The organism is Shewanella mesophila (assembly GCF_019457515.1).
In the GTDB taxonomy this organism is placed as follows: domain Bacteria; phylum Pseudomonadota; class Gammaproteobacteria; order Enterobacterales; family Shewanellaceae; genus Shewanella; species Shewanella mesophila.
On record NZ_CP080421.1, the window covers coordinates 1,424,961 to 1,449,853 of the forward strand.

Here is a 24,893-nt window from a genome sequence, read left to right on the forward strand (position 1 = left end):
ACGCACCGCAATTGAGTTGCTTTGGGCGCTTTAGCTGTCGCGCCACAAGGTTAAGGCAATTCAATCTTGAAGGACTATTTTGAAGTACCATTTGAAGGAAAATAACTATGTATAAGAAATTACTACTTAGCTCAACATTGGCGGCAATGACATTTGCAAGCAGCGCTGCTCATGCTGAGGATTCTGTTTTTGTCGGCCATCTTGCCGATATGTCAGGCCCTACCGCGTTTGTGGGCAAGCCTTATGCCGACGGGGTGCGTGATGCCTTGGCGTATATTAATGCTAATGGCGGTATCAAAGGCACCAAGCTTGAGTATGAAACGACCGATTATGCTTATAAGGTGCCGCAAGCGATAGCGTCTTATAAGAAGTGGCTATCACGGGAAAACATGGTGGCGATGCAAGGCTGGGGCACTGCCGACACCGAAGCGCTTATCTCCTTTGCGGCAAAAGATAAGACGCCTATCTTCTCGGCGTCATACTCCGGTCACTTAACCGATCCTCAAGGTAAAAACCCTAAGACCACCAAACCTGCGCCTTATAACTTTTTCTATGGCGCTTCTTATTCTGATGCCTGCCGTGGATTAGTGCAGTGGGCTGCCGACGATTGGAAGCAAAAAGGCGGCAAGGGTAAGCCTAAGTTTACCCATATTGGTGCCAATCATCCGTTCCCTAATGCGCCGAAAGAAGCCTGTGCCGAATACGCGACCGAGCTCGGTTTTGATGTACAGCCTTCAGTGGTGATCTCCATGAAACCAGGGGATTTTAAGGCTCAATGTTTAAGCCTTAAAAGCTCGGGTACCAACTATGGCTACATAGGTAACTTAGGTGGCTCGGTGCAATCGCTCATTAAATCCTGTGACACCGTCGGCACAGATATTCAGTTTATGTCCAACATTTGGGGCGGCGACAAGCTGGTGTTTAAGGCTGCTGGCGAAGGGGTGAAAAACTATATCTTCCCGACAATGACTCCGTTTTGGGATGATGAAGTTCCGGGTATGAAGCTGGTACGTGAAATATCAAAAATGTCAGACAGCAGCGGTACCGAACAGCGTCTGCATCACTATATTCGCGGTGTGTGCTCAACTTACTACATGAAAGAGTCTATGGAGTGGGCGAAAGACCACGGCGGCATTACTGGTGAAAATGTCAAGAAAGGGATGTACGTCCATCAAAACTGGGTACCAAAAGGATTAGAAGGCGTCTGTCTACCTGCTACATGGACACCTGAAGATCATCGCGGTATCAACCAAGTTAACATCTATCAAGGTAACTTCAATGGTGGTGACATTAAGGTAGAGAAAGTCAACCAAGTGACCTTAGAGCGTCGTGTGGACTGGCTAGGTTATTAAGCCATATTGCCGTTCGGCCTAGCGGTACGTTTTGCCCGCTAGGCCATCATCAATTGATCTTGGAGTAGTTATGACACAAGCCGTGCAGTTAAAACCAGAAACCCCACTTCTCGCGATTAATAACATCGAGGTAGTGTATGACGATGTGATCCAAGTGCTACGTGGCGTCAGCATTGAGGTGCCACAGGGGGAAATTGTGACCTTACTTGGGCCAAATGGCGCGGGTAAATCGACCACCTTGAAGGCGATATCTGGGCTACTTAAGACAGAAAATGGCGAGGTTTCTAAGGGGGATATCCATTTTATGGGAGAGCGGATCGATCAAAAAAATGCCGAGGATGTGGTGCGTTCTGGCCTATTTCAGGTAATGGAAGGTAGACGTATTATCGAAGACATGAGTGTCATCGAAAATTTAAAGCTCGGTGCCTATACCCGCAAAGATCGTAAAGTAAATCAAGATATTGAAATGGTGTTTAACTATTTCCCTCGCCTCAAAGAGCGTACTGGCTTAGCGGGTTATCTCTCGGGTGGTGAGCAGCAGATGCTGGCGATTGGCCGCGCGTTAATGGCGCGCCCTAAGATGATCTGTCTCGATGAACCCTCGATGGGCCTATCGCCACTGCTGGTTAAAGAGGTGTTTGGCATTATTGAGAAGATCAATCGCGAGCAGGGGATCACTATGCTGCTGGTGGAACAAAACGCCAACTACGCCCTGAAAGCGGCAAACTACGGCTATATCATGGAGTCAGGCAAGATAGTGCTCGATGGCAGTAAGGCGCAGTTACTCAACAATGAAGACGTTAAAGAGTTTTATCTCGGTGGTGGCAATGAAACCCGTAAGAGTTTTAAAAACTTAAAGTCTTATAAGCGTCGTAAACGTTGGTTGTAACAGGAGCATTTATGAGACCTTTTTTTCATCCGTTAGAGGCGCAAAGCGCCGCAGCGCGTGAGCATAGCTTGATGTTGGCCCTCAGTGAACAGCTAACCTTTGCTAAGCTGCATTGTGACTATTACGCCAAGCTGCTGGCCGACATCGATCTGAGTCAAATTAATCACCTCGATGACTTAGCTAAATTGCCGATAACTCGCAAAGCCGATCTTATCGCGCTGCAAAGCGATGCGCCGCCTTTTGCTGGCATGACCCCAAAGCAGCATCGAGTGGGCCGCATCTTTAAATCTCCAGGGCCGATTTACGAACCCGAATGTGACGGCTTTGATTGGTGGCGTATGGGGCAAGCGTTTTTTGCCGCGGGTTTTCGAGCGGGCGATCTGGTACAAAACTGCCTGTCATATCATCTAACGCCAGGCGGCTTCATTATGGATTCTGGTGCTAAGGCCTGTGGTTGCAGCGTGATCCCAGCTGGGCCCGGTCAGAGTGAGATGCAGCTGGATCTGATTGAATCGCTAAAACCCAATGGCTATTGCGGTACGCCATCATTTTTAAATATCTTGCTAGAAAAGGCCTATGAGCAAGATAAAGATATCTCATCTATCACTAAGGCGCTGGTCTCTGGCGAGGCGCTAACTCAGCCGCTTAAAAGCCAATTTGCTAAAGCGGGTATCGAGGTTAAACAAGCCTATGCTACTGCCGATATCGGCCTTATCGCGTTTGAGAGTGTCAGCGATGCAGGCTTAGTTATCGCAGAAGATATCATTGTCGAGATAGTGCGTCCCGGCACCTTAATCCCCGTTGCCGATGGCGAAGTGGGCGAGGTGGTGGTAACTAGCTTTAATCGCGACTATCCGCTGATCCGTTTCGCGACTGGTGACTTGTCGGCTATCATGCCGGGAGCCAGCGATTGTGGCCGCACCAATAAGCGGATAAAAGGCTGGATGGGGCGAGCAGATCAAACCTGTAAAGTGAAAGGACTCTTTGTGCATCCAGAGCAGATTGAGCGGGTGCGTCGCCATCATGCTGGTATCGACAAGGTACGGCTGCTCGTTTCAAATGAGCAAAACAGGGATGTCATGCGTTTATTGTGCGAAGTGGATAGTTCTGTGCATCCTCAACTCGATATTGCTGCTATCGCCCAGACGCTTCGTGCCGAAACTCAGCTCAGTGGCGAGGTGGCGTTAGTGGCGCTAGCTGCCTTGGCCAACGATGGCGTGGTGATTGAGGATCAAAGGTAGCGCTCTAGTGTAGCTTTTAGAGTAAGCTCTAATTCTGAATATTGTAAATGCCTAGCTTTGGATGAGGTTGGGCATTTTTGTTATTGGGAATTGTTGAATTTGGCAGAGTTGCTGTTTGATGATGTTTTGAAGGTTATACCTTCATGGCAACCTAACGCCTGCTCGGCGAGGGATGTGCATGGAAGCACCAATGTCGTGATCACATGGTCAGTGATGTTCCCTACATCACAGTGACATTTCCCATGTCCCTATGGGTCAGATGTGAAAGAACAACCTAATGTGCAGATACTGCTTCGGGACGCTTTGCGCCATCCTTGGCCGCTTAACGAAAACATCCATGTTTTCGATACCCTCAGCTGTATCTACACTAGGTTATTTTCTCTCTTCGATTTAGCTTCATTTGGTGTGAGTCGCTAGTTCAAAAGCTAACAAGCTTTTGCGACCAGTGATGTTCGTAAGAGAATAGAGCGAAAAACTTGGCTTTTCATGCTCTATAAACTGCTAGGTTTTTTGTAATTGTTTGAATTATATTGATTTAATTTTTTGTTGTAGAGACCGCTACATCAACTTGTTCAGTTTTGCGGGCGACTTATACAGTTTTTCTGAAAGTGATGTTAACTTTGTCACTGTATTTCAATGCATTAGCATGGCATAGTTGCTGTAAGTTAAATTTTAAGCAGCAGTTTATTGAGCAGCTAGTTAATAAGCTGTTAGATTTTGAATTTAGTTCGGTGGTTAAAAAATAATGAAGTACAGAAAAACCGAAAAATGGGATGACTTAGAAAACAGCAGAAACCTACTTTTTTTCGCTCAACTATTTAATGAGCTGTTTTTTGATTTCTCTCTGGATACTTATAAACCCTCGTCGATGAACACGAGTTTGTTGTGTGAGGAGGCATTAGAAGTTATCGAAGAGGTCCGGAAAGGAAATATAAAAGCACCTAACCTACAGCACGTTATTGATGAACTATGTGAAAACTTGTCTAAAGACAAGGTTGCACAAGCTTTGTTGTCTATTAAATTAAAGCAGATTAATACAACTCTTCGTGACCCTAAGAAGACGACAGAAGACAAGAAAATTGTAGTTGAATTGATTCTCCGTCAAATTAATTTGAAGCAGTATAAAAAGAAAAATGAAGAGCTACTAACTCAAGTAATTAATGGTGAGGTTGACTTTGCCTCGATTCGAACATTGGCTAGAAGTTATGCGACAACATTATTAAATTTGGGTTTTAGTTCAGAATACATTGCAGAAATTACACAACAGTTTTTCCATTACGATAAAAACAGGATTCACGGCAATAGTGCTATTGAGGACTTTATAAAAATATTCTGCGATAAACCAAAACAATATCAAATAGTCTTCCGTTCAGCAAAAGATGTTGAGTTCTACAAAGACTCTCTAAAAACTTTTGATATCAATATAGTAAATGACTTGCATGACCTAGATATTGACCATAGTAAACACAAGTTCCCAAAGAGCGAAAATGAAGTATACATTTGTGTTTCAGAGATTAAGGCTCGTGATAATTTTTCTGCGAAGAATAATGCTGAAGACACACTGGAAATGCTTAGCACAATATTTGGTTTATTCCATCACAAGCAACAGCTCAGCTGGGCGACAGATTGTTTGATTTTGAACAAGACGGATAATGAAGTGAATAGGTCTCGGTTTCGAACAAACGCTATGCATAAATGTAGCGATCAAAAGCCATCTCGAGCAGCAATACAAGCTAATAGATTTTTGTCGGAGTTTGGTTTAGAAAAAAACTCTTTTAGAATATTTACAAGAGCAGCTGAGCTTCACTCTTTAGCATTAAAAAGTGATTCTAATGAAAATCAGATGCTAAACCTTTGGATAGCACTAGAGTCAATTATTCCTGCTTCTCATGACTCAGGTTTATCTAATATTGAGCATATTGTTCAAAGCACTATGCCATTTTTGAACTTAGGTTATTATCAAAGGTTAGTTGCTCGTTTAGCAAGTGATCTTTTTAATTGGAATCGCCACCAGACAAAGAAAGTTTTAAAGGATATAGAGGGTGATAATCAGGTAGTAAAATTAGCTAAATTGATATCGCTAGAAGAGTTTTCAGATAAGCGACAAGAACTCAAAGATTCTTTTAAAGACTTTCACCTACTCTTCGATCGTTTTGAGTATTTAGAGTATATCTATGCTGACCCCCAAAATATGGTCAAAGGTTTGAAAAATCACACCGTAAGAGTTGGTTGGCAAATTCGACGGATCTATCGCGCTCGTAACATGATAGTTCATAGTGGTATGACACCGAGTTACATCGAGCTTCTTATTGAAAATGTGCATGATTATTTAGATCACATAATAAATAAAATAATAATGTTAGTGAATGACTCGCAAAAGGTCCTGAGTGTCGAACAAGCATTTAAATTAACTGATATGGCATATAAATCTTTAGAAGACACGCTGTCAGACAAAAAACTAAAGCTTGATGCTGAACTAATTGAACAGATGTATGCTTATAAAATCTAACAAACCAAGCTAGGCGGACGGGAATACAAAGAGAAAAAGAAAACAAAGACACCCAATGTTAATGGCGTAGAAGTAAACCTCCTACTAAGCTTTGACTGAGCATCGAACAAGGAGGTTTTTATGCCACGCCCTCGCAGAACTCAAATAAGTATCGAAGACACAGCCTATTATCATTGTTGTAGCCGCGTCGTTCGCCGAGCCTATTTATGTGGCGATGATGCTTATTCGGGTAAGAATTATGACCATCGTCGTGGCTGGGTTGAAGCACAAATACTTAAGCTATCAAAATGTTTGCCATTGATGTTGCAGTCTATTGTGTAATGAGCAACCTGCTCAATCCTTAATGTAAACCCTTAACGTAAATAACAAATTTAATAAATTAATTGCTCGTTATAGCATTATGATGCTTCAAGTTTTTCTAGTATTTTTATGCAGTTCGCTGTCACTTCTGTGCCGTTGCCAGATAAATGAGCGGTCACAATTGCTCCCTCCTTCATGATGCAGATAGCATCAATGAGTTCGCTGTTTTTGTTGGTAAGATGGTTGGCTATCACTTGCTTAACTTGTTGCTTGTGATGGTGGCAGAAGGTGAAAATATCACTGTTGATGTCGCTAAATTCGGCAGAGGTATTAATAAAAAAACAGCCTCTAAAATCGCCTAGTTCAGGTTCCTTGTTACAAAACCAACTTTCTAATGCTGAGAACAAGGTTTGAATGACCTGCTTGTCAGCTGTTGTCTTGGCGAGTTTTTGCTCTAGCCAGGTGACAAAAACCTCGTGCCTTTGCTGCAGCGCAGCGAAGATTAAGGCTTCTTTACTTTCAAAATGAATATACAGGGTTCGCTTGGCGATACCTGAAACCGCGAGTATTTCGTTTATGCCGACAGAATGAATACCGCTTTGATAAAAAAGTGTTAGTGCTGTGTCTATGAGTTGCTGACGTTTTTTGCTCACGCTCTGCTCTTTCAAAAAGTGACCCTCTTTCAATAACCCTTGTTGTTTAAAAAGCATGTTGACAAAAGTATACCGAGTTGTCTACTCTATTTTGGTAGACAGACTGGTATACTTTTGAGGTTAATATGAATAATGTTGTTTTATCGATAGTGGCAGGTGTGGGTGCCTTCTTGGCGATCGGCTTGCTTTCTTTCTTTGACTCGAACTTGAGTGACGTTGCTTTGTTGATGGCGCCCTTCGGTGCCACGGCTGTATTGGTTTTTGGTGTTCCAGAGAGTCCATTGGCACAGCCAAAAAATGTGATATTGGGTCATCTGATCACTGCTCTTATTGGGGTGTTTTTTACCCAGTACATAGGCGTTTCACCACTGACATTAGCGTTGGCGACAGGGATAGGTGTTAGCGCTATGCTGCTTACAAAAACCACTCATCCGCCTGCGGGGGCAAATCCGCTGCTTATAATGTTGGCCGGGCAGGGGTGGGCTTTTCTTATCACGCCAGTGTTACTCGGGGCAATCGTGATCGTTTTAGTGGGTAAAGGGATGCAATTTTTCAGCAAAACAATGGCTAAGCAGTTACATAGTTAACCGTTCACCTGCTAACGGCCAGAGCGCTAACGGTTAGGATAGTTTACGGTGAGCAGTCGAAGCGCTGAATAAAGGAGAGAACAGTCGCAACAGTTTGCGTTGTCTGCGGCATGCTCCATAAAAAGACGCCCAGCATGAGCTGGGCGTCTTTAGTCTCGATTAAGTCTTATTTGGCTGACTTGATAAAGTCGATGATCTGATCGAATGGAATATCTTGTTTCTCACCCGTGCGACGATTCTTATATTCGAATACGCCGCCGTCGATGTTACGATCGCCAATCACGATAACGTGTGGCAGACCTATAAGCTCCATATCGGCAAACATCACGCCTGGACGCTCTTTACGGTCGTCAAATAGCACTTCGATACCCGCATCGTTAAGGTCTTTATATAGCTGCTCAGCCATATCCTTAACGCGATGAGATTTGTGCATGTTCATCGGCAAGATACCGACCTTGAACGGTGCAATAGCATCTGGCCAGATGATACCGCGATCATCGTTATTTTGCTCAATAGCCGCTGCCACGATACGGCTCACGCCCACACCGTAACAACCCATTAGTAGGGTTTTTGACTTGCCGTTTTCGTCGAGTACGTTAGCGCCCATCGATTCTGAGTAGTTAGTCCCTAACTGGAAGATATGACCCACTTCGATGCCGCGCAGCAGTCCAATAGTCCCCTTGCCACATGGGCTTGCCTCACCTTCGATGACATTACGTAGGTCGGCAACAGCTACTTCTGCTAGGTCGCGCTCCCAGTTGATACCCACATAGTGTTTACCCTCTTGGTTAGCGCCAGCGGCAAAATCACTCATGATATTAACGCTGTGGTCAACATAGACAGGAATGGTTAAACCGACTGGGCCTAATGATCCAGGGCCTGCGCCTAGTGCTTTGCGGATATCGGCTTCATCGGCCATTTCAAATGGGGCTAATACGGCGTCAAGCTTTTCAACTTTAACTTCGTTCAGCTCATGGTCGCCACGAATGATCACGGCAACTAATGGCGCTTCTTCGGTTGCACCCTTAACGATAATGGTCTTAACGGTTTTTTCGATAGCGATGCCGTGCTGTGAGACGAGTTCTTCAATGGTCTTGGCATTTGGCGTATCGATAATGCTCATTTCCATTGTTGCAGCGCCGCGAGGTTCGGTTGGGATTGGCGCTTCTGCTTTTTCGATGTTAGCCGCGTAATCACTCTCAGTTGAGTAGGCAATTAAGTCTTCACCACTGTTGGCTAATACGTGGAACTCGTGTGACATGCTGCCACCGATAGAACCTGTATCTGCAAGCACTGGGCGGAAAGCCAGACCCATACGGCCTAGGATGTTGCTATAGGCTTGGTACATCGCCTCGTAGGTTTCATCCATGGTCTCTTGATCTAAATGGAAAGAGTAAGCATCTTTCATCAAAAACTCACGTGAGCGCATCACGCCGAAACGTGGGCGAACTTCATCACGGAACTTAGTTTGGATCTGGTAAAGATTAAGTGGTAACTGCTTGTATGAGTTAACTTCTTTACGGATAATATCGGTGATCACTTCTTCATGGGTTGGGCCTAAGACGAAGTCACGGTTGTGACGGTCTTGAAAGCGCAGTAGCTCAGGACCAAACTTTTCCCAACGGCCAGTTTCAACCCACAAATCTGCTGGTTGCACCATGGGCATTAAGATCTCAACAGCACCTGCATTGTTCATCTCTTCACGAACGATGGCTTCAACCTTACGTAAAACACGTAAGCCTGTCGGCAACCAGCTGTAAAGACCTGATGCGTTACGACGGATCATACCCGCACGCAGCATTAATTGATGACTAACCACCTCAGCGTTTGCTGGGGTCTCTTTTTGTGTTGACAGCAGGTACTTGCTAACTCGCATTCCCAATATCCAGTTATGTAATGAAATAGGCCGACATTTTAGCACCCTGTGTGTTGATGTCACCTAGTTTGTTGACACGGCGATTACTCGGTCAATCTATGTCGTTAGCTTCGCGAGCAGAGAGTCTGATGAACATCAATACTGACAGGTATCATGAAGCTGTTCGAGAGGGAGCTATTACTGTTATCCTCCTATCAAAAATACAGTTTCAAGTATAAAAAAGGAGAGAAATGAAAGCTAAAGTCTTAGTCGTGTTAGCGATTACTATTGCCCTGTTGGTGCTGCTTCCTCGATATCAGTCGACGCATGTTAAAACCACCTTGACCAATGCTCAGGATGATATCGTATTTTGTGAGGCCCATTGGAGCGACTTAGGGTTTGGCAATAAGATGTCAAATGCCGAGTATGATGACTGTGTCGATGCTTACCTTGCCGCGGGGTATTCTATAAGCCGTAATGAGAAGCGCGTCGAAAAAGTGGGTGAGCGGTGGTTGCGGTGAGTCAAGGGTGAGTACCCCGTCACAGGGGAAAGCTAGCCAATACATTGCGTACTGGCTAGTTTATTATTTTAGATAAGTAGTTTAAGCGCAGTTTATATCTTCATATAGCTCTTGATACATCAGCTCGCGCATCTTAAATTTTTGAATTTTACCCGTGACTGTCATCGGGTATTGTTCGACAAATTTGATATACCTTGGCACTTTGAAATAGGCGATTTTTTCAGTAAGAAAGTGACGAATTTCCTGTTCATCGATCTCTGCTCTCGGCTGGACTTTAATCCATACACAGACCTCTTCACCGTATTTTTCACTTTGCACCCCAAATACGGCCGCATCTTGCACGTCTGGGTGGGTGTAGAGTTTTTCTTCGATCTCGCGTGGATAGATATTCTCGCCACCACGAATGATCATATCTTTGATCCGGCCAACAATTTTGACATAGCCTTCGCTGTCCATCTCACCAATATCGCCTGAATGTAACCAGCCTTGGTTGTCGATAGTAGCTGATGTTTTTTCAGCATCGTTCCAGTAACACTGCATCACGCCGTAACCGCGACTGCACACTTCGCCAGGTTGACCCACTGGCAGTATGTCACCAAATTCATCGACGATTTTGACTTGTGTATGTGCTAGCGCTCTACCAACGGTTGTCACCCGTTTTTCAACCGATGAATCGATTTCGGTCATGTTGTTAATGGGGCTGCATTCGGTTTGTCCGTAACCAATGAGCACTTGTTCCATGTACATCAGGGTTTGAACGCGGCGCATCACCTCTTCTGGACAGGTAGCGCCAGCCATGACACCGGTGCGCAGAGTGCTTAAGTCGAACTCACTAAAGCGTGGATGTTCTAACTGCGCAATAAACATGGTGGGTACCCCATGTAGCGCGGTGCATTTCTCGGCCTCGACAACTTGTAAGGTGGTTAGCGGATCGAAAGCGTCACTTGGGTATATCGCCGCGGCACCTTTACTGATGCATGACAGATTGCCTAATACCATGCCAAAACAGTGATACAAGGGCACTGGAATACACAGTCTGTCATCAGCACTGAGCTGCATAGCATTGGCGACTAACAGGCCGTTGTTAAGGATGTTATGGTGGCTCAGCGTCGCACCTTTCGGGTTGCCTGTGGTACCAGAGGTGAACTGAATATTGATGGCATCGAAGGGAGACAGGCCATCGGCAACGGCTTTTAGCTCAAGTTTGTCGGCGTCACTTAAGGGGCGCTTTAGCTCATTAAAATTGAGCATACCGGGAGACACCTCATCACCCATACGAATCACAAACTCTAGTGAGGGCAACGCGGCAGATGACAATTGTCCGGGAAGGGCGCTGTTTAGCTCGGGGGCTAACTCATACAGCATTTGTAAGTAGTTGCTGGATTTAAACTTTTCAGCGCAGATAATTGCACGGCAACCGACATTGTTTAACGCATACTCTAACTCTTCAGGTCTATATGCTGGGTTGATACATACCATGATGGCGCCAATTTTCGCGGTGGCGAACTGGGTTAGGCACCATTCAATATTATTGGGAGACCAGATCCCGACGCGATCACCAGGTTTGATGCCAATCGCCAATAAACCTGCCGCCAGTTGATCGATTTGGGTTTGATACTCTTGATAGCTCCAGCGAATACCTTGGTGATGCATGACAACAGCAAGCTTATCGGGATTATTATTGGCCATCTCATCGAGATAAGCGCCAATGGTTTGCTCAATCAAAGGTTCACTGGTTTGCCCGTTATATTGACTGAGCGATAGGGGGAAATGGTTTTCAGTTGGATATGTCGTTACAGCAGACATAAAGCCTCCATGCGTTAGATGTTTCACAGCGATGGCTATCACACTACCCAAAGCCAGTGAGATCTCACAAGTGAAGATTGGCATTTATAGACTAAAGAACTAAGGTGAGGATATTGCGGTTTTCATCAGTTTTTAAACTAGAAGTGGTTGTTATAAAAACTAAAAAAGGAGACCTTAGTCTCCTTTTATTTAGTCTGTCCTATAAGCCATCTTGGGCGCGGCGTTTCTTAAAGTCTGACGCTTCGAGCCATTTTGGCCAGTCATCGTTGTTCGCCAGTTGAGTCAAGATGTCGCTGATCAGTGTTAAGTCTTGCGCGACGCCACCTAGATCCCAATTGGGATCATAATCATCGGCTCCCTGATGGTATTTATGGGCGATATAGTCGGGGTCGGTATCACCTAGGCTCATAAACATTAAACCTGGTACGCCTTGCTTGGCGAGTGCAAAATGATCTGAGCGGAACATTAAGCCATTTTGTGGACGCGGATCGGCTTTAACCCAGCGACCTTGCGCCTTCGCTGCCTTATCTAAGTAGCTCTCTAGCTCAGAGACACCTTCACCATAGCGTAAAATGTAATCGACCCCTTTGCCGACATTCATGCCATCGATATTTAAAAATGACACTAACTGTTTGGTGGCAACGGGAGGATGATCGGCAAAATATTGTGCCCCAATTAATCCTGTTTCTTCGGCGGTAAAGGCGGCAAATAGCATAGAACGTTTTGGCGCATCATCACCTGTTAACCCTTTGAAGTGACGGGCAAGTTGCAATACCCCGGCGACGCCAGAGGCATTGTCGACTGCACCGTTGTAGATCCGAGTTTCACCATCATGACTCGTTTTACCTAAATGATCCCAGTGAGCATGCATCACTAACCATTCATCAGCTTGACTAGTACCAAGCAGTAGGCCTGCGACATTATAAGAGGTGGCTAATTCAATCTGGTTATTGAGTTCAAGATTGGCCTTGAGATTAAGTGCCATGGATTTAAAGCCTGGCTTTGCCGCAGTCAGTTTGAGCTTATCGTAATCTAGGCCTGCAGCCTTAAATATTTTTTGCGCCACTTCATGCTGTATCCAACCCATGACACCGATATGTGAGCTGTTTTTGCTGTCATCGACTAGGGTGTATTTGGCGTTAGTATTACTGTTTTGCACCACATTCCAACCATAGGCCGCAGGGGCGGTTTCATGGACAATAAATACCGCCTTAGCGCCTTGACGAGCGGCTTCCTCATATTTATAGGTCCAGCGGCCGTAGTAAGTCATGGCGTTGCCTTTAAATACTTGAGGATCTTGAGTGGCAAATCCGGGGTCGTTCACCAGTAGTATCACCGTCTTGTCTTTTACGTCGATATTGGCGTAATCGTTCCAGTGATACTCGGGCGCATTGATGCCATAACCGACAAACACGACATCGTTATCTTTCAAGGCAACCTTAGGCTGGACTTGCTCTGTGCGAGCGGTAAATTCATCGCCATTACTAAACACCATATCGCCAATGGTAAGCTGCATGGATTGATCGGCGCTGATCTTGGCCATGGGCACACTCTGGCGGTAACTGTCACCAAAGCCGGGTGCGAGTCCCATAGATTTATAGGCGTTCTCAAGGTATTCGACCGTGAGAGTTTCGCCCTTGGAGAGTGGGCCGCGGCCCTCAAATTGATCGCTGGCGAGAGTTTGAACATCTTGGCGATAGCTTTGCTGGTCAAAATTAAATGGGGCGGCATGGGCAGCGGGCAAGAGTAACACGCCGAGCAGGCCTAATAAGCGAGAGGTATTCACAGGCGACTTCCTTCAATGATTATTGTTGTTTAATTGCTGTATGTGTGATTGTTTGAGTATTTTTTAATGCATTGTAACTGCTATTAGCTTTGATAGTAATGGTGAAAATGTGTTGAGCAAGCTTACTGGAAATAGTCTTTGACACTATGCTGGTATTGTTTCTACTATTGATAGGTGTCTGGGTATGTTTCAAACCAAAACCTCACCGAGCAAGATTAACAGTCAATGGATGCAGTGACGATAAGGACGATAGCAATGAAGCGTTTAGGGACAGTTGGATTCATGGCGTTAACGGTGAGCTTGACGTTGACAGGCTGCGCCAATTACAAAAGTTTTGACCAAGCATTTTATGACGGTATGGTGCGAAATAGTGAGTCTCGGGCGAACAATCATGACAACCAAGTTAATCGCGATGATGTGAATGCGGGGCTAATTAATATGATGATCCATGGCACCGCCGTCATCCTGCACGACTAAAATTACTTTTTATCTCTTCTATTTCTTCTATCGCCAATCAAGGTTGCGGGGTTACCGGCGACAATGCCATAGTCAGGCACATCTTTGGTGACAATAGCCCCCATTCCTATTACTGCGCAGTCGCCAATGGTTACGCCATCGACAATGCCAGCTTGCGCGCCAATCCATACATCCTTACCGATAACGATGCCTTTAGAGTTCGACTTCTGTTGGTAGATGGGGCTGTTAGGCGACATGCCATGATTAAAGGCGTAGATGGTGACATTGTTGGCGATACGGGTCTGATCGCCAATAACAATTTTTCCACTGCCGCCATCGAGTGAGCAGCCGTGATTAATCGCCACTTCATTACCTAGCACTATAGGCCCATGTAAAAAGCTGTCGGCAGCTAGCATACATTGGTCACCAATAATGATGCCACGCCCTGGCTCGGCAAATAGATGCGCCTGCTCGGCAATAAAGCAGTTGTCGCCAATGGTGATGGTTTCTAGGGCCATCAACCGGCGCTGAATTTCATCTTGCCAGGGTTTGGCCCAGCTTAAATGCTTCGGCTTTAAGGAGAAGTAGAGCCAAGGCATATAGGCGAGGCGCTGTTTATGCTGCGCTTGGTAATCGATGTGAGCTGTCATCACTCTTCGTCCGACTCAGATTCTGTCAGCGTTGAGGGACGTATGGTTTCTACCATTATCTCCTCGTCAATCACTCGCCAAAGGATATCTAAATCGTAGAGTGCGACCTGATACTGTTTAGGGTCGGCTTTGGCTTTCTTATAGGCAGGTCTTGGGTCTTGAGCGAGCACTCCTTCAATGATCTGCCGTAAGTTGGGATATTGATTCTGCTCATAATTTGCCAGCTGATGCTGTACTTCATCGGTAAAACTGACATTGGCGAGCACTGGCGCTTCATGCGCGATGCCGCCCTCGGCATCGCTAATCGCATCAGAGAAAGGAATGTAAGGTTTAATATCGATAATCGGCGTGCCATCGAGCAGATCCATTGCCGAGATCTCTAATACCACCTTGCCTTTCTGCTGGTGGACCCCATGGAGTTTGACTACCGATTGTCCAATGCCGTTAGGGCGAAAAGTGGAACGGGTTGCAAATACACCGAGTTTTTCATTGCCGCCTAGGCGAGGTGGTCTCACTGTGGTTTTCCAGCCCTGAGCTAGATTTTCATGAAAACTAAATAACAGCCAGATATGAGAGTATTGCTCCAGACCACGCACGGTATCGATATGGTTAAAGGGGGCTTGTAGCTCAACAAAACCACGGGCAGCGGTCACTAGCCCAGGTTGGCGAGGAATCCCAAACTTTTGTTTGTACGGAGTGCGGCAAATAGCCACCGCTTGAATTTCGCTGGTAAAGATCATGCAAAAGGCTCAATTAACGTGTGGTAGCGTATTTACTTCGCATCTACTATGGCCTGGCCAACGCATAACGCACGAGTAACGCAGGCTTTAGTGGCTTCTTCAAACATGACACACTGCTTAACGATGAGACCATTTGCGCCTTTTTCAGCGGCGGCTCGGCGAGCGATGGTGCGTGCATCGGCAATAGAGGCTGGCACGTCATTTACGCGTTCTTGGCAAGATTCACCTTCGACTAAGCCTTTTACTTCATAGGTTGTCGATGGCTGCATACCCTGTTGATATAAAACAACGTCACCAACTTTAAAGTAGTCATCTATGGCTTGTCCGCTTAAGTTGCTATTAAAAGCGTAGTCGCCAGCGCAACCACTTAGCAGTAGCACTGTGATGGCAAGGGTTGTCTTTTTCATGGTATGAGCCTGTTTTGAGTTGGGCAGTAATACAGGCCATCGTTAGATGACCAGTATTGAACTGTTTAGAATAGAAATTCTAACGCTTTAGGTACTTTTGATAAAGTTGTTGTTGGCGATTATTGAGATCTATTTGGCGGCCATCGATAAACACGGCTTCGATTTTACTCGATAGTGGATCTAGCATGTCACCAGAGGAGAGTAAGATGTTGGCTTTGTAACCAACCGCTATCGCCCCCATATCATCGATACCCAGGATCTTCGCCGCGTCTAAGGTGATACTTTTAAGCGCCTCATCTTGGCTTAATCCGTAGGCCGCCGCTTGGCCTGCGGCAAAGGGGAGGTTACGCGCGTTCCAGTCGGAGCTAAAGCCAAGAGCAAAGGGGATTCCAGCTTGTTTGAGCAGCTTGGGCACTTTGAAGCTCATTTCGGTTGGCTCATCTTTTCGCATGGGTAAGCTTAAGGTGTGGTTGTAGATGACCGATGCGCCAATTTCATTGAGCTGCTCTGCGACTCGCCAAGCGTCATAGCCGCCGACGATCACGAGTTTAAATTGATAAGGCGTGATCATAGCTACCGCTTGTTCAATCTGCTCGCTGCTATCGGCGTGAACGAAAAGCTGTCCCTGACCTTGATAGAGTGGCAACATCGCTTGCCAGCGATTATCAATTTTGTTGATTTTATTGGCGTTAGCCGCGAGATAATAGCGATAACCATCTTGCAGTGCCGTCTTAATCGCCTCTCGCTGCTGGTTATATTGCTCGACCTGTTGCTTTCGTTTCTCATCATCATGGGATAAGCGTCCCATAGTGGGCCAGTAGAGATGAAACTGTTTGGGTGTTGCCACTAATGCATCTTCTATGGTCCAACTATCTAAAGATACCAATGCGGATTGTCCGGTTAACGCCTTTCCTTGAGGTACGACTTGAGCATGGGTTATACCGTTGACACGCACCGTTGGAATAATCTCTGAATCGGGATTAAATGCACTAACAGCCAGTAGTTGTGGATTACTCTGACCAACTTCATAGCTGTCATTACTTGGGCGCATCATCTCCACTTCGACCAGGCCGATACTGGTATCTAATGCAATCAATCCAGGATAAAGATGTTTGCCTGTGGCATCGATAACCAGTGCATTTTCGGCGTTGAGCTTTGTACCGACTGCAACAATTTTACCTGCCTCTAGCCGAATATCAGTGTTGGCGAGTACGCCATCGGTGACGGTATGCACCCTTGCATTGCTAATCACTATGGCTTGGCTTTGTGGTTTTGCTGGCACCATGTCGTGAGCCAATAGAGAGCTACTGACTAAGCCAAGACCGACGGCCATTATTTGAGTTAAATGTCTCATTATAAAGCCTCCCCATACGTGTGGCTGTATCGTTTTTGGCTGTTTAGTGCGTTGGCGTTCTGCGTATTGGCTCTTTGTGTATCGGCATGGTGTCGCCAAACATCATATTGGGTGTCGCAGTGCCATTGGGGGTCATTGTCGACAGCTGGTGTCTCTCCCGGAACACTGGGCTTGTCACTGGTTAATATGGCTTGAATTAGCGCCGCGCGCTCGGTGGCGACATCGGATTGCATCGCCTTGTCTTGTACTCTGTCGAAATAGCGACGTCCCTCAATCCAAGTGCTATCGACTTTTGCATATACTGAAAGTGGCGAGTGATCCCAAAGTACGACATCGGCTTGTTTGCCTGGCGCTAATGAACCTACATATTCGTCGATCCCCAGTTGTTTTGCTGGGTTGATTGTCACCATGTTCCAAGCATCCATTTGGCTCATGTTGCAGTACATTACCGATTTAGCCGCTTCTTGGTTGAGACGCCGTTGCATCTCATAGTCATCCGAGTTGATGCTGGTGAGCACGCCTTTGTCGTGCATCAGACAGGTATTTTGTGGGATGGCATCATAAACCTCGAATTTATAGGCCCACCAATCGGAGAATGTCGACGCAAAAGCCCCATGTTTTGCCATCTCATCGGCAACTTTATAGCCCTCTAAAATATGGGTGAAGGTACCGACTTTAAAATTGTAAGCCTCCGCTAGACGGATAAACATCAAGATCTCCGATTGAACATAAGAGTGGATGTGGATATCACGCTTTCCGTTGAGCACTTCACTGACGGCTTGGAGGCGGTAATTAGGTTTAGGGGCAAGCTGGCGTCGTTGTTCACTCGAGCGCAAGTTATTATAGATTTTTAGCGCTTTTTCATAGGCAATCGCTTCGTTGAATGCCTCTTCAAATAGTGACTTAACGCCCATGCGACTCTGAGGGAAACGGCGAGTGAAATTGTCGCCCCAGTTGCTCTGCTTGACGTTTTCGCCTAGGGCGAACTTTATACTTGCAGGCGCCTGCTCAAATTTAATGCCTTGGGCATTTTCTCCCCAACGCATTTTTATCACCTGTGCTTGTCCACCGATAGGATTGGCGCTGCCGTGCAGCAGTTGTGCAGAGGTTACGCCGCCAGCAAGGGCTCGATAAATAGCGATATCTTCAGGGTTAAGTACATCGCCTATGCGTACCTCTGAGGTGATGGCGTCCGTCCCCTCATTGGTGCCGCCATTGAGCGCAATATGAGAGTGCTCGTCGATGATCCCTGCGGTGATATGTTTGCCTGTTGCATCTATGATTTGATAACCAGAGGGCGTAGTGAGATTCTTGCCTATCTTTTCAATCTGTCCGCGGCTAATGAGTAGGTCACTGTTTTCTAATATCCCTTCTGCCGTCGATGTCCAGATAGTGGCATTTCTGAGATGGATTTTCTCTGTTTCAGGTTGAGTGATTAACCCGTAAGCGACGTTTGGTTGAGTTAGCTTAGAAACAAGAGGTTTAATTGGGACCTCAGGTTTAATCTCTACTTCTTGCTCGCTTTCAATGGTGATACCGGCTAGTAGATGTTGGCTGTTGTCTTTATCTAACATGCGCCCATGAACACCTTGATCATCGAACCATAAGGTAAAACGATTGATTCCTGGGTAGCCTGCGTCACCGAGATCGGCGGTAAAGGTAAGCCTTTGGTTGGCGTAGGCTAGGGCGTCTAATCTTATCTCTTGTTCGCCGCTGCTTAACATACCCGACAGTTTGTCGCCTTGTGTCACCGCTAAATCTAAGGTTAGCTCACCCAGTGTTAGTTGATAATTACTGGTTAGCCTATGTGTGTCTCTTGGTATTAATTGAGTTTCTTTACCTTGTAACCAGACACTTTCGATTTTACCTGACTCAAATAGATCGCCATCGGCAACCACAAGATCCGCCATGTAGCCAGATTTGAGGCGACCACTAAGATCACCTATCCCCGCAATCTCGGCGGCTTCGGTTGTTAATGCGGCGAGGGCGGTTTGTTTGCTGAGCCCTGCATCGATAGCTTGTTTCAATCTTGGCCAGAAGGCGTCGGCTTTAATCCCATATTGAGTCAAGGCAAATGGGATTTTGGCCATTTCGAGGGCATAGGGATTGGTTGGCGCGCGCTCCCAGTGGCGCAGTTCCGCTAACGGGATATTACGCTCTTCACCATCATCTTTGACATTGGGCGCAGCGGGAAAGTTAAGCGGCAAAATAATACTAAAGCCAGTCGCTTTAACTTCATCGATACGAGCATATTCTCTTCCGTTACCCAATAGGTTGCCCGATAACTGATGTTCGTGCAGTAAGCTGGCAGCTCTTAACAGGCTATTTAAATCTTTGGTTTCAAACAGTGTAGATTCTTGCTTTATATTACCCAGACGTTCGAGCGCGATATTAAATTCAATATTATCGACCGATGTTTTATCCAAGGATTTATCAATGTTGGCGTTATACCATTTGGCATCTGCTAGGGTTTGGCGTATTAGTGCCATACTGCCCATTAATGAACTGGGATAATCTTGAATTGAACTGCCTTTATCGAAAGCGAATAGATGACTCGATCTTGAACGATAAATAATATCGTTGGCTTTTAATTGCGCGAGAGAAACACTCGCTGCCCGTCCTCTAAATATCCCGTCTAGAGCGCCTGTCTGTACGCTGGTAAAACCATTCGTTAGCCATTTTTTTGCCGATTCTTCGTTGGGGTAAACATAGTTAAACCACTCCTTTTCGGCGTGAATGGCACCATTCTCAGCATTACCGCCGATGCGCTTAATTTCATACACTGGCGGAGTGATCTTTTGCTGATCATATTTAAAATCGATTGCGTAGTCTGTGTAGGGGTCTATAAAACCTGGGTAAATCACCTTGCCTGTCATATCGATAACATAAGCATCGCTAGGTATTTGCTCATTGGTGATAATTGATTTTATTTTACTGTTTTCAATTAACAGGGTTGCTCGCTTGAGCTCTTTTCCTGGTTCAATCATCAATGTCGCATTGGTGAACGCTGTGATTTTTGGCGTGTTATCAGTTAGTTGTGAGTTTGCGTCGGCGGTAAAAGTGACGAGTGCCGCCATAGTAATACAAATGGTTGCCGATTTAAAATGAATGCGCATAGGTTTATTGATTTTGAGCTGAACTATTGGGATTGCTAAAGATTATCCTAATTTGTGAACAATTACCAAGTGATGTATTGGTAAAATTCACAAGCGCTTGCTCAACTAATCTAGCAATAAACTCGTTGACATAATTTACCAAAAAAAAGCCAACTAAAAAGTTGGCTTAATATTGGATAGGAAAGCGATTTAGCTCTCCTCCTTTTTCTCGACAGGTATTCTAGATAAGGAACTCTTCTAGGCTACGTCCTTTGTCCAATTCTTTCTTAAATACAGTTGGAGTGCGACCCTGACCTGTCCAAGTGATGGTTTCGCCATCGACTTCAATTTTATATTTAGCTGGGCGTGGTGCGCGCTTTTTCTTTGGTGCTGATTTTGTTGCAACAACACCTAAATCATCAACTGATAAACCAACGGCTTCCATTTGTTGGCGGATCTCTTCAATTTTTGCGTTACGTTCTGCCATTGCCGCATTTTCTTCTTCGGCTTGCTGAACTTTTTCAGTGATGATTTTTTCAAGTTTGACGGCTAAGTCTTTTAAGTCATCAACTGATAGCTCTTTAACAGCAGCTTTAAAACGACGACCGTGGGTCAAAATATCTAGAAATTCGCTCATTTTAATAATTTCCTACTGAAAATATATATAGTAAATATGAATACGCGGTTAATAATAGAAACTAATAACTGCTTTATCAAACGAATTAAATAATTATTTCGATATATGATGTAATTTTATATTGGTAAATAACAAATACTACTCAAATTGGCCACTAGATAAGCCTAATTTTGTTACTTTTAGATTCTACGATAACTTCCGCTTACTTCTTGTTGACGTTAACGTAAACAGGACGTAAAGTGGCACTAGTTTGTGATAGTTTTGCTATGCACTATTTTTTATCCAGAATAAAGACGTAAGAAGGAAGCCTTATGAAAGTATTGGTGCCAGTTAAACGCGTCGTCGATGCCAATGTGAAGGTCAGAGTGAATGCTGACAATACGAGTGTCGATACCGCAAATCTTAAAATGGCGATTAATCCATTTTGTGAGATTGCTGTAGAAGAAGCGGTTCGTTTAAAAGAAGCGGGTATTGTTACTGAGATAGTAGTGGCAACCATTGGACCTAAAGCGGCTCAAGAGCAATTGCGTACAGCAATGGCATTAGGTGCCGATCGTGGTATTCATGTGGAAACCGATGAAGAACTCGCACCTCTGTCAATCGCAAAGCTCCTTAATGCTATTCAGGGCCAAGAGCAGGCGCAGATTATTCTGCTCGGTAAGCAATCTATCGATGGCGATAACAATCAGACGGGTCAGATGCTGGCAGCGCTTGCAGGTATGCCTCAAGCCACCTTTGCGTCTGAAGTGAAGGTCGAAGGCGATACCGTATTAGTGACTCGTGAAATTGATGGCGGTTTGCAAACCTTAAAGATGCCACTACCTGCGATTATTACTACCGATCTGCGTTTGAACGAACCTAGATATGCAAAACTACCTAACATCATGAAAGCGAAGCGTAAGCCACTTGATACGGTAACTGTTGATAGCCTAGGCGTGACACTTAAGCAACATCAAAATGTGCTTAAAGTTACTCCGCCTGCTCAGCGTGAGGCTGGCGTGATGGTGGCTTCTGTTGAGGAGCTGGTTGAAAAGCTAAAAAATGAAGCGAAGGTGATCTAATGGCTATTCTAGTAATTGCAGAACATGATAATGCGAGTCTAAAGCTAGATACCGCAAAAGTGGTTGCTTGTGGTCAAGCGATTGGTGGTGATGTTGATCTGTTAGTTGCCGGTGAAAACTGCGCGGCGGCAGTCGAAGCGGCTAAACAACTCAGTGGTGTACGAACTGTATTGGTTGCCGATAATGCCGCTTATGCTAATGGTATTGCGGAAAATCTGGGTGCCTTAGTGGTGTCTATGGCGAGTGATTATCAACATATCTTGGCATCGGCTTCTAGCTTAGGTAAAGATGTTATGCCTCGCGTTGCAGCGCTGCTTGATGTGGCTCAGTTGTCAGAAGTCGTTGAAGTGGTTAGTGATGATACCTTCGTGCGTCCAATATACGCTGGTAGCGCTATGGCAACCGTACAGAGCTTAGATGCGATAAAAGTGATGACTGTTCGTTGCAGTGCGTTTGACTCTGTGGCTAATGATGGCGGTGCAGCGGTACAAAACATCGATGGCGTGTTTAGTAGCAATGTTGAGTTTGTATCGCAAACCTTGACTGAATCTGAGCGCCCAGACTTAGGTGCCGCTTCTGTTGTTGTTTCTGGTGGTCGTGCGTTAGGCAGTGCAGAGAACTTCGCTATCCTTGAGCAGCTAGCCGACAAATTGGGCGGCGCTTTGGGTGCATCTCGCGCGGCCGTTGACGCGGGCTACGTGCCAAATGATCTACAGGTGGGTCAAACTGGTAAGATTGTTGCCCCAGATCTGTATATTGCTGTCGGTATTTCTGGTGCCATTCAACACCTGGCGGGTATGAAAGACTCTAAAGTTATTGTGGCAATTAACAAAGATCCAGAAGCTCCGATCTTCCAAGTCGCTGATTACGGTCTAGAGGCTGATCTGTTTGAAGCCGTGCCTAAGTTACTTGAGCTTCTTTAGTAAAATGTAAACAGTTGGTGAACGCTTTGGTGTTCATTTAAAACTTAATGTGATATAGATCACGCCAAGCGGCTTTGAGGTAGCATCCTTTAAGCCGCTTGTGTTTTTATGTGCGTCACGTCGACCGATAGTGAAATTGGTTGGCGTCCTGAGACGTAGAGGTGCATTAAATATAACTAGTGTTCATTAGGGTGATGCCGATGAGTGAACATGAAAGGATTTGATGCCGAAGTGGTAAAGTTCATCAAGGCTTGCTGCTGGGGCTGTCATCGAATAGAGACAGCACTGCCATAGTGCTTTTTATCTGGAAGATAAAAAGAAGGTATACCGACGCATGGTATCACTATGGAGCGCTACTGATAGGACAGGTGTAATATCTATGACTATATCCCACCAGTTCAGTTGCCCTCCATTCGTATTTTAACGAAGACGACATAAAATAATGACAACTTTGAGTTACGCCGATTCGGCACTTTCTTTGCTACCTCCTGTGGTGGCAATTCTGCTGGCGATTTTTACTCGCCGCGTATTACTCTCCTTAGGACTAGGGATCCTATTAGGCGCAATCTTTATTACCGATTATTCAATCACGGGAACTGGCCAGTATCTGGGTCAGAAGGTGGTTGGACTGTTCTGGGATGATGGCACTTTAAATAGTTGGAATGTCTATCTGCTAGGCTTCCTTATTTTACTTGGGATGATCACTGCGCTTATTACCGTTAGCGGTGCAGCCAAAGCTTTTGCTGATTGGGCGCGTCAGCATATTCGCAATAAGCGAGATGCAAAGCTGCTGACAATGTTCTTAGGCTGCGTGGTTTTTATCGATGACTATTTTAACAGCCTAGTGGTGGGGAGCGTCGCGCGTCCTCTGACCGATAGGTATTATATCTCTCGCAGTAAGTTAGCTTATTTACTGGATTCTACCGCCGCGCCTATCTGTGTTATCTCACCTGTTTCGAGTTGGGGCGCGTATATTATTGCTCTGATTGGCGGTATCTTAACGACTCATGGTTTTACCGATACGGGTCATTTGAGTGTGTTTATTCAGATGATCCCCATGAATTTCTACGCCATTTTTGCCTTGTTACTGTTGCTTTGCGTTGCGTTTATGGGACTCGATGTTGGTCCTATGCGCCAACATGAGCTGAATGCACAAAAAGGTAATCTGTATGATGAGGCTAAAGGCTTACCTCCTGGGGCGAATAGTGATCTGCCTGAAGCCGATTCGGGGAAAATATTAGGCCTATTTCTCCCTATTACCGTATTAGTGTTTGCCACTATCTATTTTATGATCAGCAGTGGTGCCGATGCGCTAGCGGCCGAAAGTCTGCCATTTAGTGTGATTGGTGCATTTGAGAAAACCGATGTCGCGTCGTCTCTTTTCTTTGGTGCCGTTATCGGCCTAGCATCGACGTTAGTTTTGGTGATAAGCCAAGGTTTAGATAAAGCACTTGTCTTAAAAGGTGTGGTTGCGGGTGCGCGTTCAATGCTACCTGCTATTTATATTTTATTGTTTGCATGGACAATCGCCGGTGTTATCGGTCAGATGGAAACGGGTAAATATATGGCGAGCCTAGCTACTGGTAATATTCCATTTGCACTATTACCAGCAGTGTTATTCGTGTTGGCTGGATTGACGGCGTTTTCCACAGGCACCAGCTGGGGAACATTTGGTATTATGCTGCCGATTGCCGCCGATATGGCGATGGGAACGCATACCAACATGATGTTACCCATGCTCGCGGCTGTATTAGCCGGTGCGGTATTTGGTGACCACTGCTCACCCATATCTGATACGACCATTTTGTCGTCGACCGGGGCCAACTGTCACCATATTGACCATGTATTGACTCAGTTACCTTATGCGTTAATTGTTGCTGGGATCAGCTTAGGTGGTTATACCGTGCTTGGTTTTACCGAATCACTGGCAGCAGGCCTTGCCGCGTGTAGCGTCTTGTTTGTTATCAGCATATTGGTTCTGCGCCACAAGGCTATTCAACCAGTAAGTTAACGGGTAAGTGTATAAAAAAATGCCGCTAATTTAGCGGCATTTTTATTGGGTTAAAGTAAG

At 45.4% G+C, this 24,893-nt stretch carries 20 protein-coding genes, 1 pseudogene and 1 riboswitch; of the genes and pseudogenes, 11 read left to right on the plus strand and 10 right to left on the minus strand.

Features of this window, described 5'->3' with window-relative positions; genetic code table 11:
- Positions 1-107 precede the first annotated feature (107 nt).
- The 5 genes and pseudogenes from K0I73_RS06315 to K0I73_RS06335 form a co-directional block, all read left to right on the plus strand.
- The gene (locus K0I73_RS06315) at positions 108-1,352 is read left to right on the plus strand and encodes an ABC transporter substrate-binding protein (RefSeq protein ID WP_220063644.1); all 1,245 of its coding nucleotides are present in this window, start codon (positions 108-110) and stop codon (positions 1,350-1,352) included.
- A gap of 70 nt (positions 1,353-1,422) precedes the next feature.
- The gene (locus K0I73_RS06320) at positions 1,423-2,241 is read left to right on the plus strand and encodes an ABC transporter ATP-binding protein (RefSeq protein WP_220063645.1); all 819 of its coding nucleotides are present in this window, start codon (positions 1,423-1,425) and stop codon (positions 2,239-2,241) included.
- Positions 2,242-2,252: 11 nt separating this feature from the next.
- A complete protein-coding gene (locus K0I73_RS06325; protein WP_220063646.1) occupies positions 2,253-3,482 on the plus strand; it encodes a phenylacetate--CoA ligase family protein in 1,230 nt (409 codons plus the stop codon).
- Positions 3,483-4,227: 745 nt separating this feature from the next.
- Positions 4,228-5,991, plus strand: a complete 1,764-nt coding sequence (locus K0I73_RS06330; protein ID WP_220063647.1) for a HEPN domain-containing protein — start codon at positions 4,228-4,230, stop codon at positions 5,989-5,991.
- Positions 5,992-6,111: 120 nt separating this feature from the next.
- Positions 6,112-6,329, plus strand: a pseudogene (locus K0I73_RS06335) (transposase); the annotation flags it as partial.
- Between the two features lie 60 nt (positions 6,330-6,389).
- Here K0I73_RS06335 and K0I73_RS06340 read toward each other — a convergent pair.
- Positions 6,390-6,944 carry a TetR/AcrR family transcriptional regulator gene (locus tag K0I73_RS06340; RefSeq protein ID WP_220063649.1) on the minus strand — a complete coding sequence of 185 codons (555 nt, stop codon included), beginning with the start codon at positions 6,942-6,944 and terminating at the stop codon, positions 6,390-6,392.
- Between the two features lie 125 nt (positions 6,945-7,069).
- Between K0I73_RS06340 and K0I73_RS06345 the strand changes: the two genes are divergently transcribed.
- Entirely contained in the window at positions 7,070-7,531 is a 462-nt protein-coding gene (locus K0I73_RS06345) for an HPP family protein (RefSeq protein ID WP_220063650.1), read from the plus strand.
- 166 nt (positions 7,532-7,697) lie between these two features.
- Here K0I73_RS06345 and K0I73_RS06350 read toward each other — a convergent pair whose 3' ends face one another.
- Positions 7,698-9,407: a proline--tRNA ligase gene (locus K0I73_RS06350; protein ID WP_220063651.1), complete on the minus strand. Its 1,710-nt coding sequence runs from the start codon at positions 9,405-9,407 to the stop codon at positions 7,698-7,700.
- Between the two features lie 230 nt (positions 9,408-9,637).
- Between K0I73_RS06350 and K0I73_RS06355 the strand changes: the two genes are divergently transcribed.
- Complete coding sequence (locus tag K0I73_RS06355; RefSeq protein ID WP_220063652.1) at positions 9,638-9,907, plus strand: ADP-ribosylation factor GTPase-activating family protein; 270 nt, start codon at positions 9,638-9,640, stop codon at positions 9,905-9,907.
- An 81-nt stretch (positions 9,908-9,988) separates the two neighbouring features.
- Here the strand turns inward: K0I73_RS06355 and K0I73_RS06360 are convergent, their stop codons facing one another.
- Together K0I73_RS06360 and K0I73_RS06365 are read right to left on the minus strand one after the other, a co-directional pair.
- Positions 9,989-11,713 (minus strand): AMP-binding protein, encoded by a 1,725-nt coding sequence (locus K0I73_RS06360; RefSeq protein WP_220063653.1) that lies wholly within the window; start codon positions 11,711-11,713, stop codon positions 9,989-9,991.
- Positions 11,714-11,912: 199 nt separating this feature from the next.
- The gene (locus K0I73_RS06365; RefSeq protein ID WP_258405341.1) at positions 11,913-13,466 is read right to left on the minus strand and encodes a M28 family metallopeptidase; all 1,554 of its coding nucleotides are present in this window, start codon (positions 13,464-13,466) and stop codon (positions 11,913-11,915) included.
- 288 nt (positions 13,467-13,754) lie between these two features.
- Between K0I73_RS06365 and K0I73_RS06370 the strand changes: the two genes are divergently transcribed.
- Positions 13,755-13,976, plus strand: coding sequence for a hypothetical protein (locus K0I73_RS06370; protein ID WP_220063655.1), 222 nt, complete (start codon positions 13,755-13,757; stop codon positions 13,974-13,976).
- Between the two features lie 2 nt (positions 13,977-13,978).
- Here K0I73_RS06370 and K0I73_RS06375 read toward each other — a convergent pair whose 3' ends face one another.
- From K0I73_RS06375 to K0I73_RS06400, 6 genes are all read right to left on the minus strand, one after another.
- Complete coding sequence (locus tag K0I73_RS06375; RefSeq protein WP_220063656.1) at positions 13,979-14,605, minus strand: acyltransferase; 627 nt, start codon at positions 14,603-14,605, stop codon at positions 13,979-13,981.
- Positions 14,605-15,345 (minus strand): tRNA (N6-threonylcarbamoyladenosine(37)-N6)-methyltransferase TrmO, encoded by a 741-nt coding sequence (gene tsaA, locus K0I73_RS06380; protein ID WP_220063657.1) that lies wholly within the window; start codon positions 15,343-15,345, stop codon positions 14,605-14,607. The genes K0I73_RS06375 and tsaA overlap by 1 nt, the downstream gene beginning before the upstream one ends.
- Positions 15,346-15,377: 32 nt before the next feature.
- On the minus strand, positions 15,378-15,752 hold the full coding sequence (gene rcsF / locus K0I73_RS06385; protein ID WP_220063658.1) for an Rcs stress response system protein RcsF: 375 nt from the start codon (positions 15,750-15,752) through the stop codon (positions 15,378-15,380).
- A gap of 79 nt (positions 15,753-15,831) precedes the next feature.
- Positions 15,832-17,106 carry an amidohydrolase family protein gene (locus K0I73_RS06390; RefSeq protein ID WP_220063659.1) on the minus strand — a complete coding sequence of 425 codons (1,275 nt, stop codon included), beginning with the start codon at positions 17,104-17,106 and terminating at the stop codon, positions 15,832-15,834.
- A complete protein-coding gene (locus K0I73_RS06395) occupies positions 17,106-20,222 on the minus strand; it encodes an amidohydrolase family protein (protein WP_220063660.1) in 3,117 nt (1,038 codons plus the stop codon). Before K0I73_RS06395 ends, K0I73_RS06390 begins: the two co-directional genes overlap by 1 nt.
- Positions 20,223-20,442: 220 nt before the next feature.
- Entirely contained in the window at positions 20,443-20,838 is a 396-nt protein-coding gene (locus K0I73_RS06400) for an H-NS histone family protein (protein ID WP_220063661.1), read from the minus strand.
- A 311-nt stretch (positions 20,839-21,149) separates the two neighbouring features.
- Here K0I73_RS06400 and K0I73_RS06405 point away from each other — a divergent pair, with 311 nt between their 5' ends.
- The 3 genes from K0I73_RS06405 (at position 21,150) to K0I73_RS06415 (ending at position 24,833) form a co-directional block, all read left to right on the plus strand.
- Entirely contained in the window at positions 21,150-21,899 is a 750-nt protein-coding gene (locus tag K0I73_RS06405; protein WP_220063662.1) for an electron transfer flavoprotein subunit beta/FixA family protein, read from the plus strand.
- Positions 21,899-22,822 carry an electron transfer flavoprotein subunit alpha/FixB family protein gene (locus K0I73_RS06410; RefSeq protein WP_220063663.1) on the plus strand — a complete coding sequence of 308 codons (924 nt, stop codon included), beginning with the start codon at positions 21,899-21,901 and terminating at the stop codon, positions 22,820-22,822. The genes K0I73_RS06405 and K0I73_RS06410 overlap by 1 nt, the downstream gene beginning before the upstream one ends.
- 148 nt (positions 22,823-22,970) lie before the next feature.
- Positions 22,971-23,186, plus strand: a riboswitch (Lysine riboswitch).
- Positions 23,187-23,264: 78 nt separating this feature from the next.
- The gene (locus tag K0I73_RS06415) at positions 23,265-24,833 is read left to right on the plus strand and encodes a Na+/H+ antiporter NhaC family protein (protein WP_220063664.1); all 1,569 of its coding nucleotides are present in this window, start codon (positions 23,265-23,267) and stop codon (positions 24,831-24,833) included.
- The last annotated feature ends 60 nt before the right edge of the window (positions 24,834-24,893 follow it).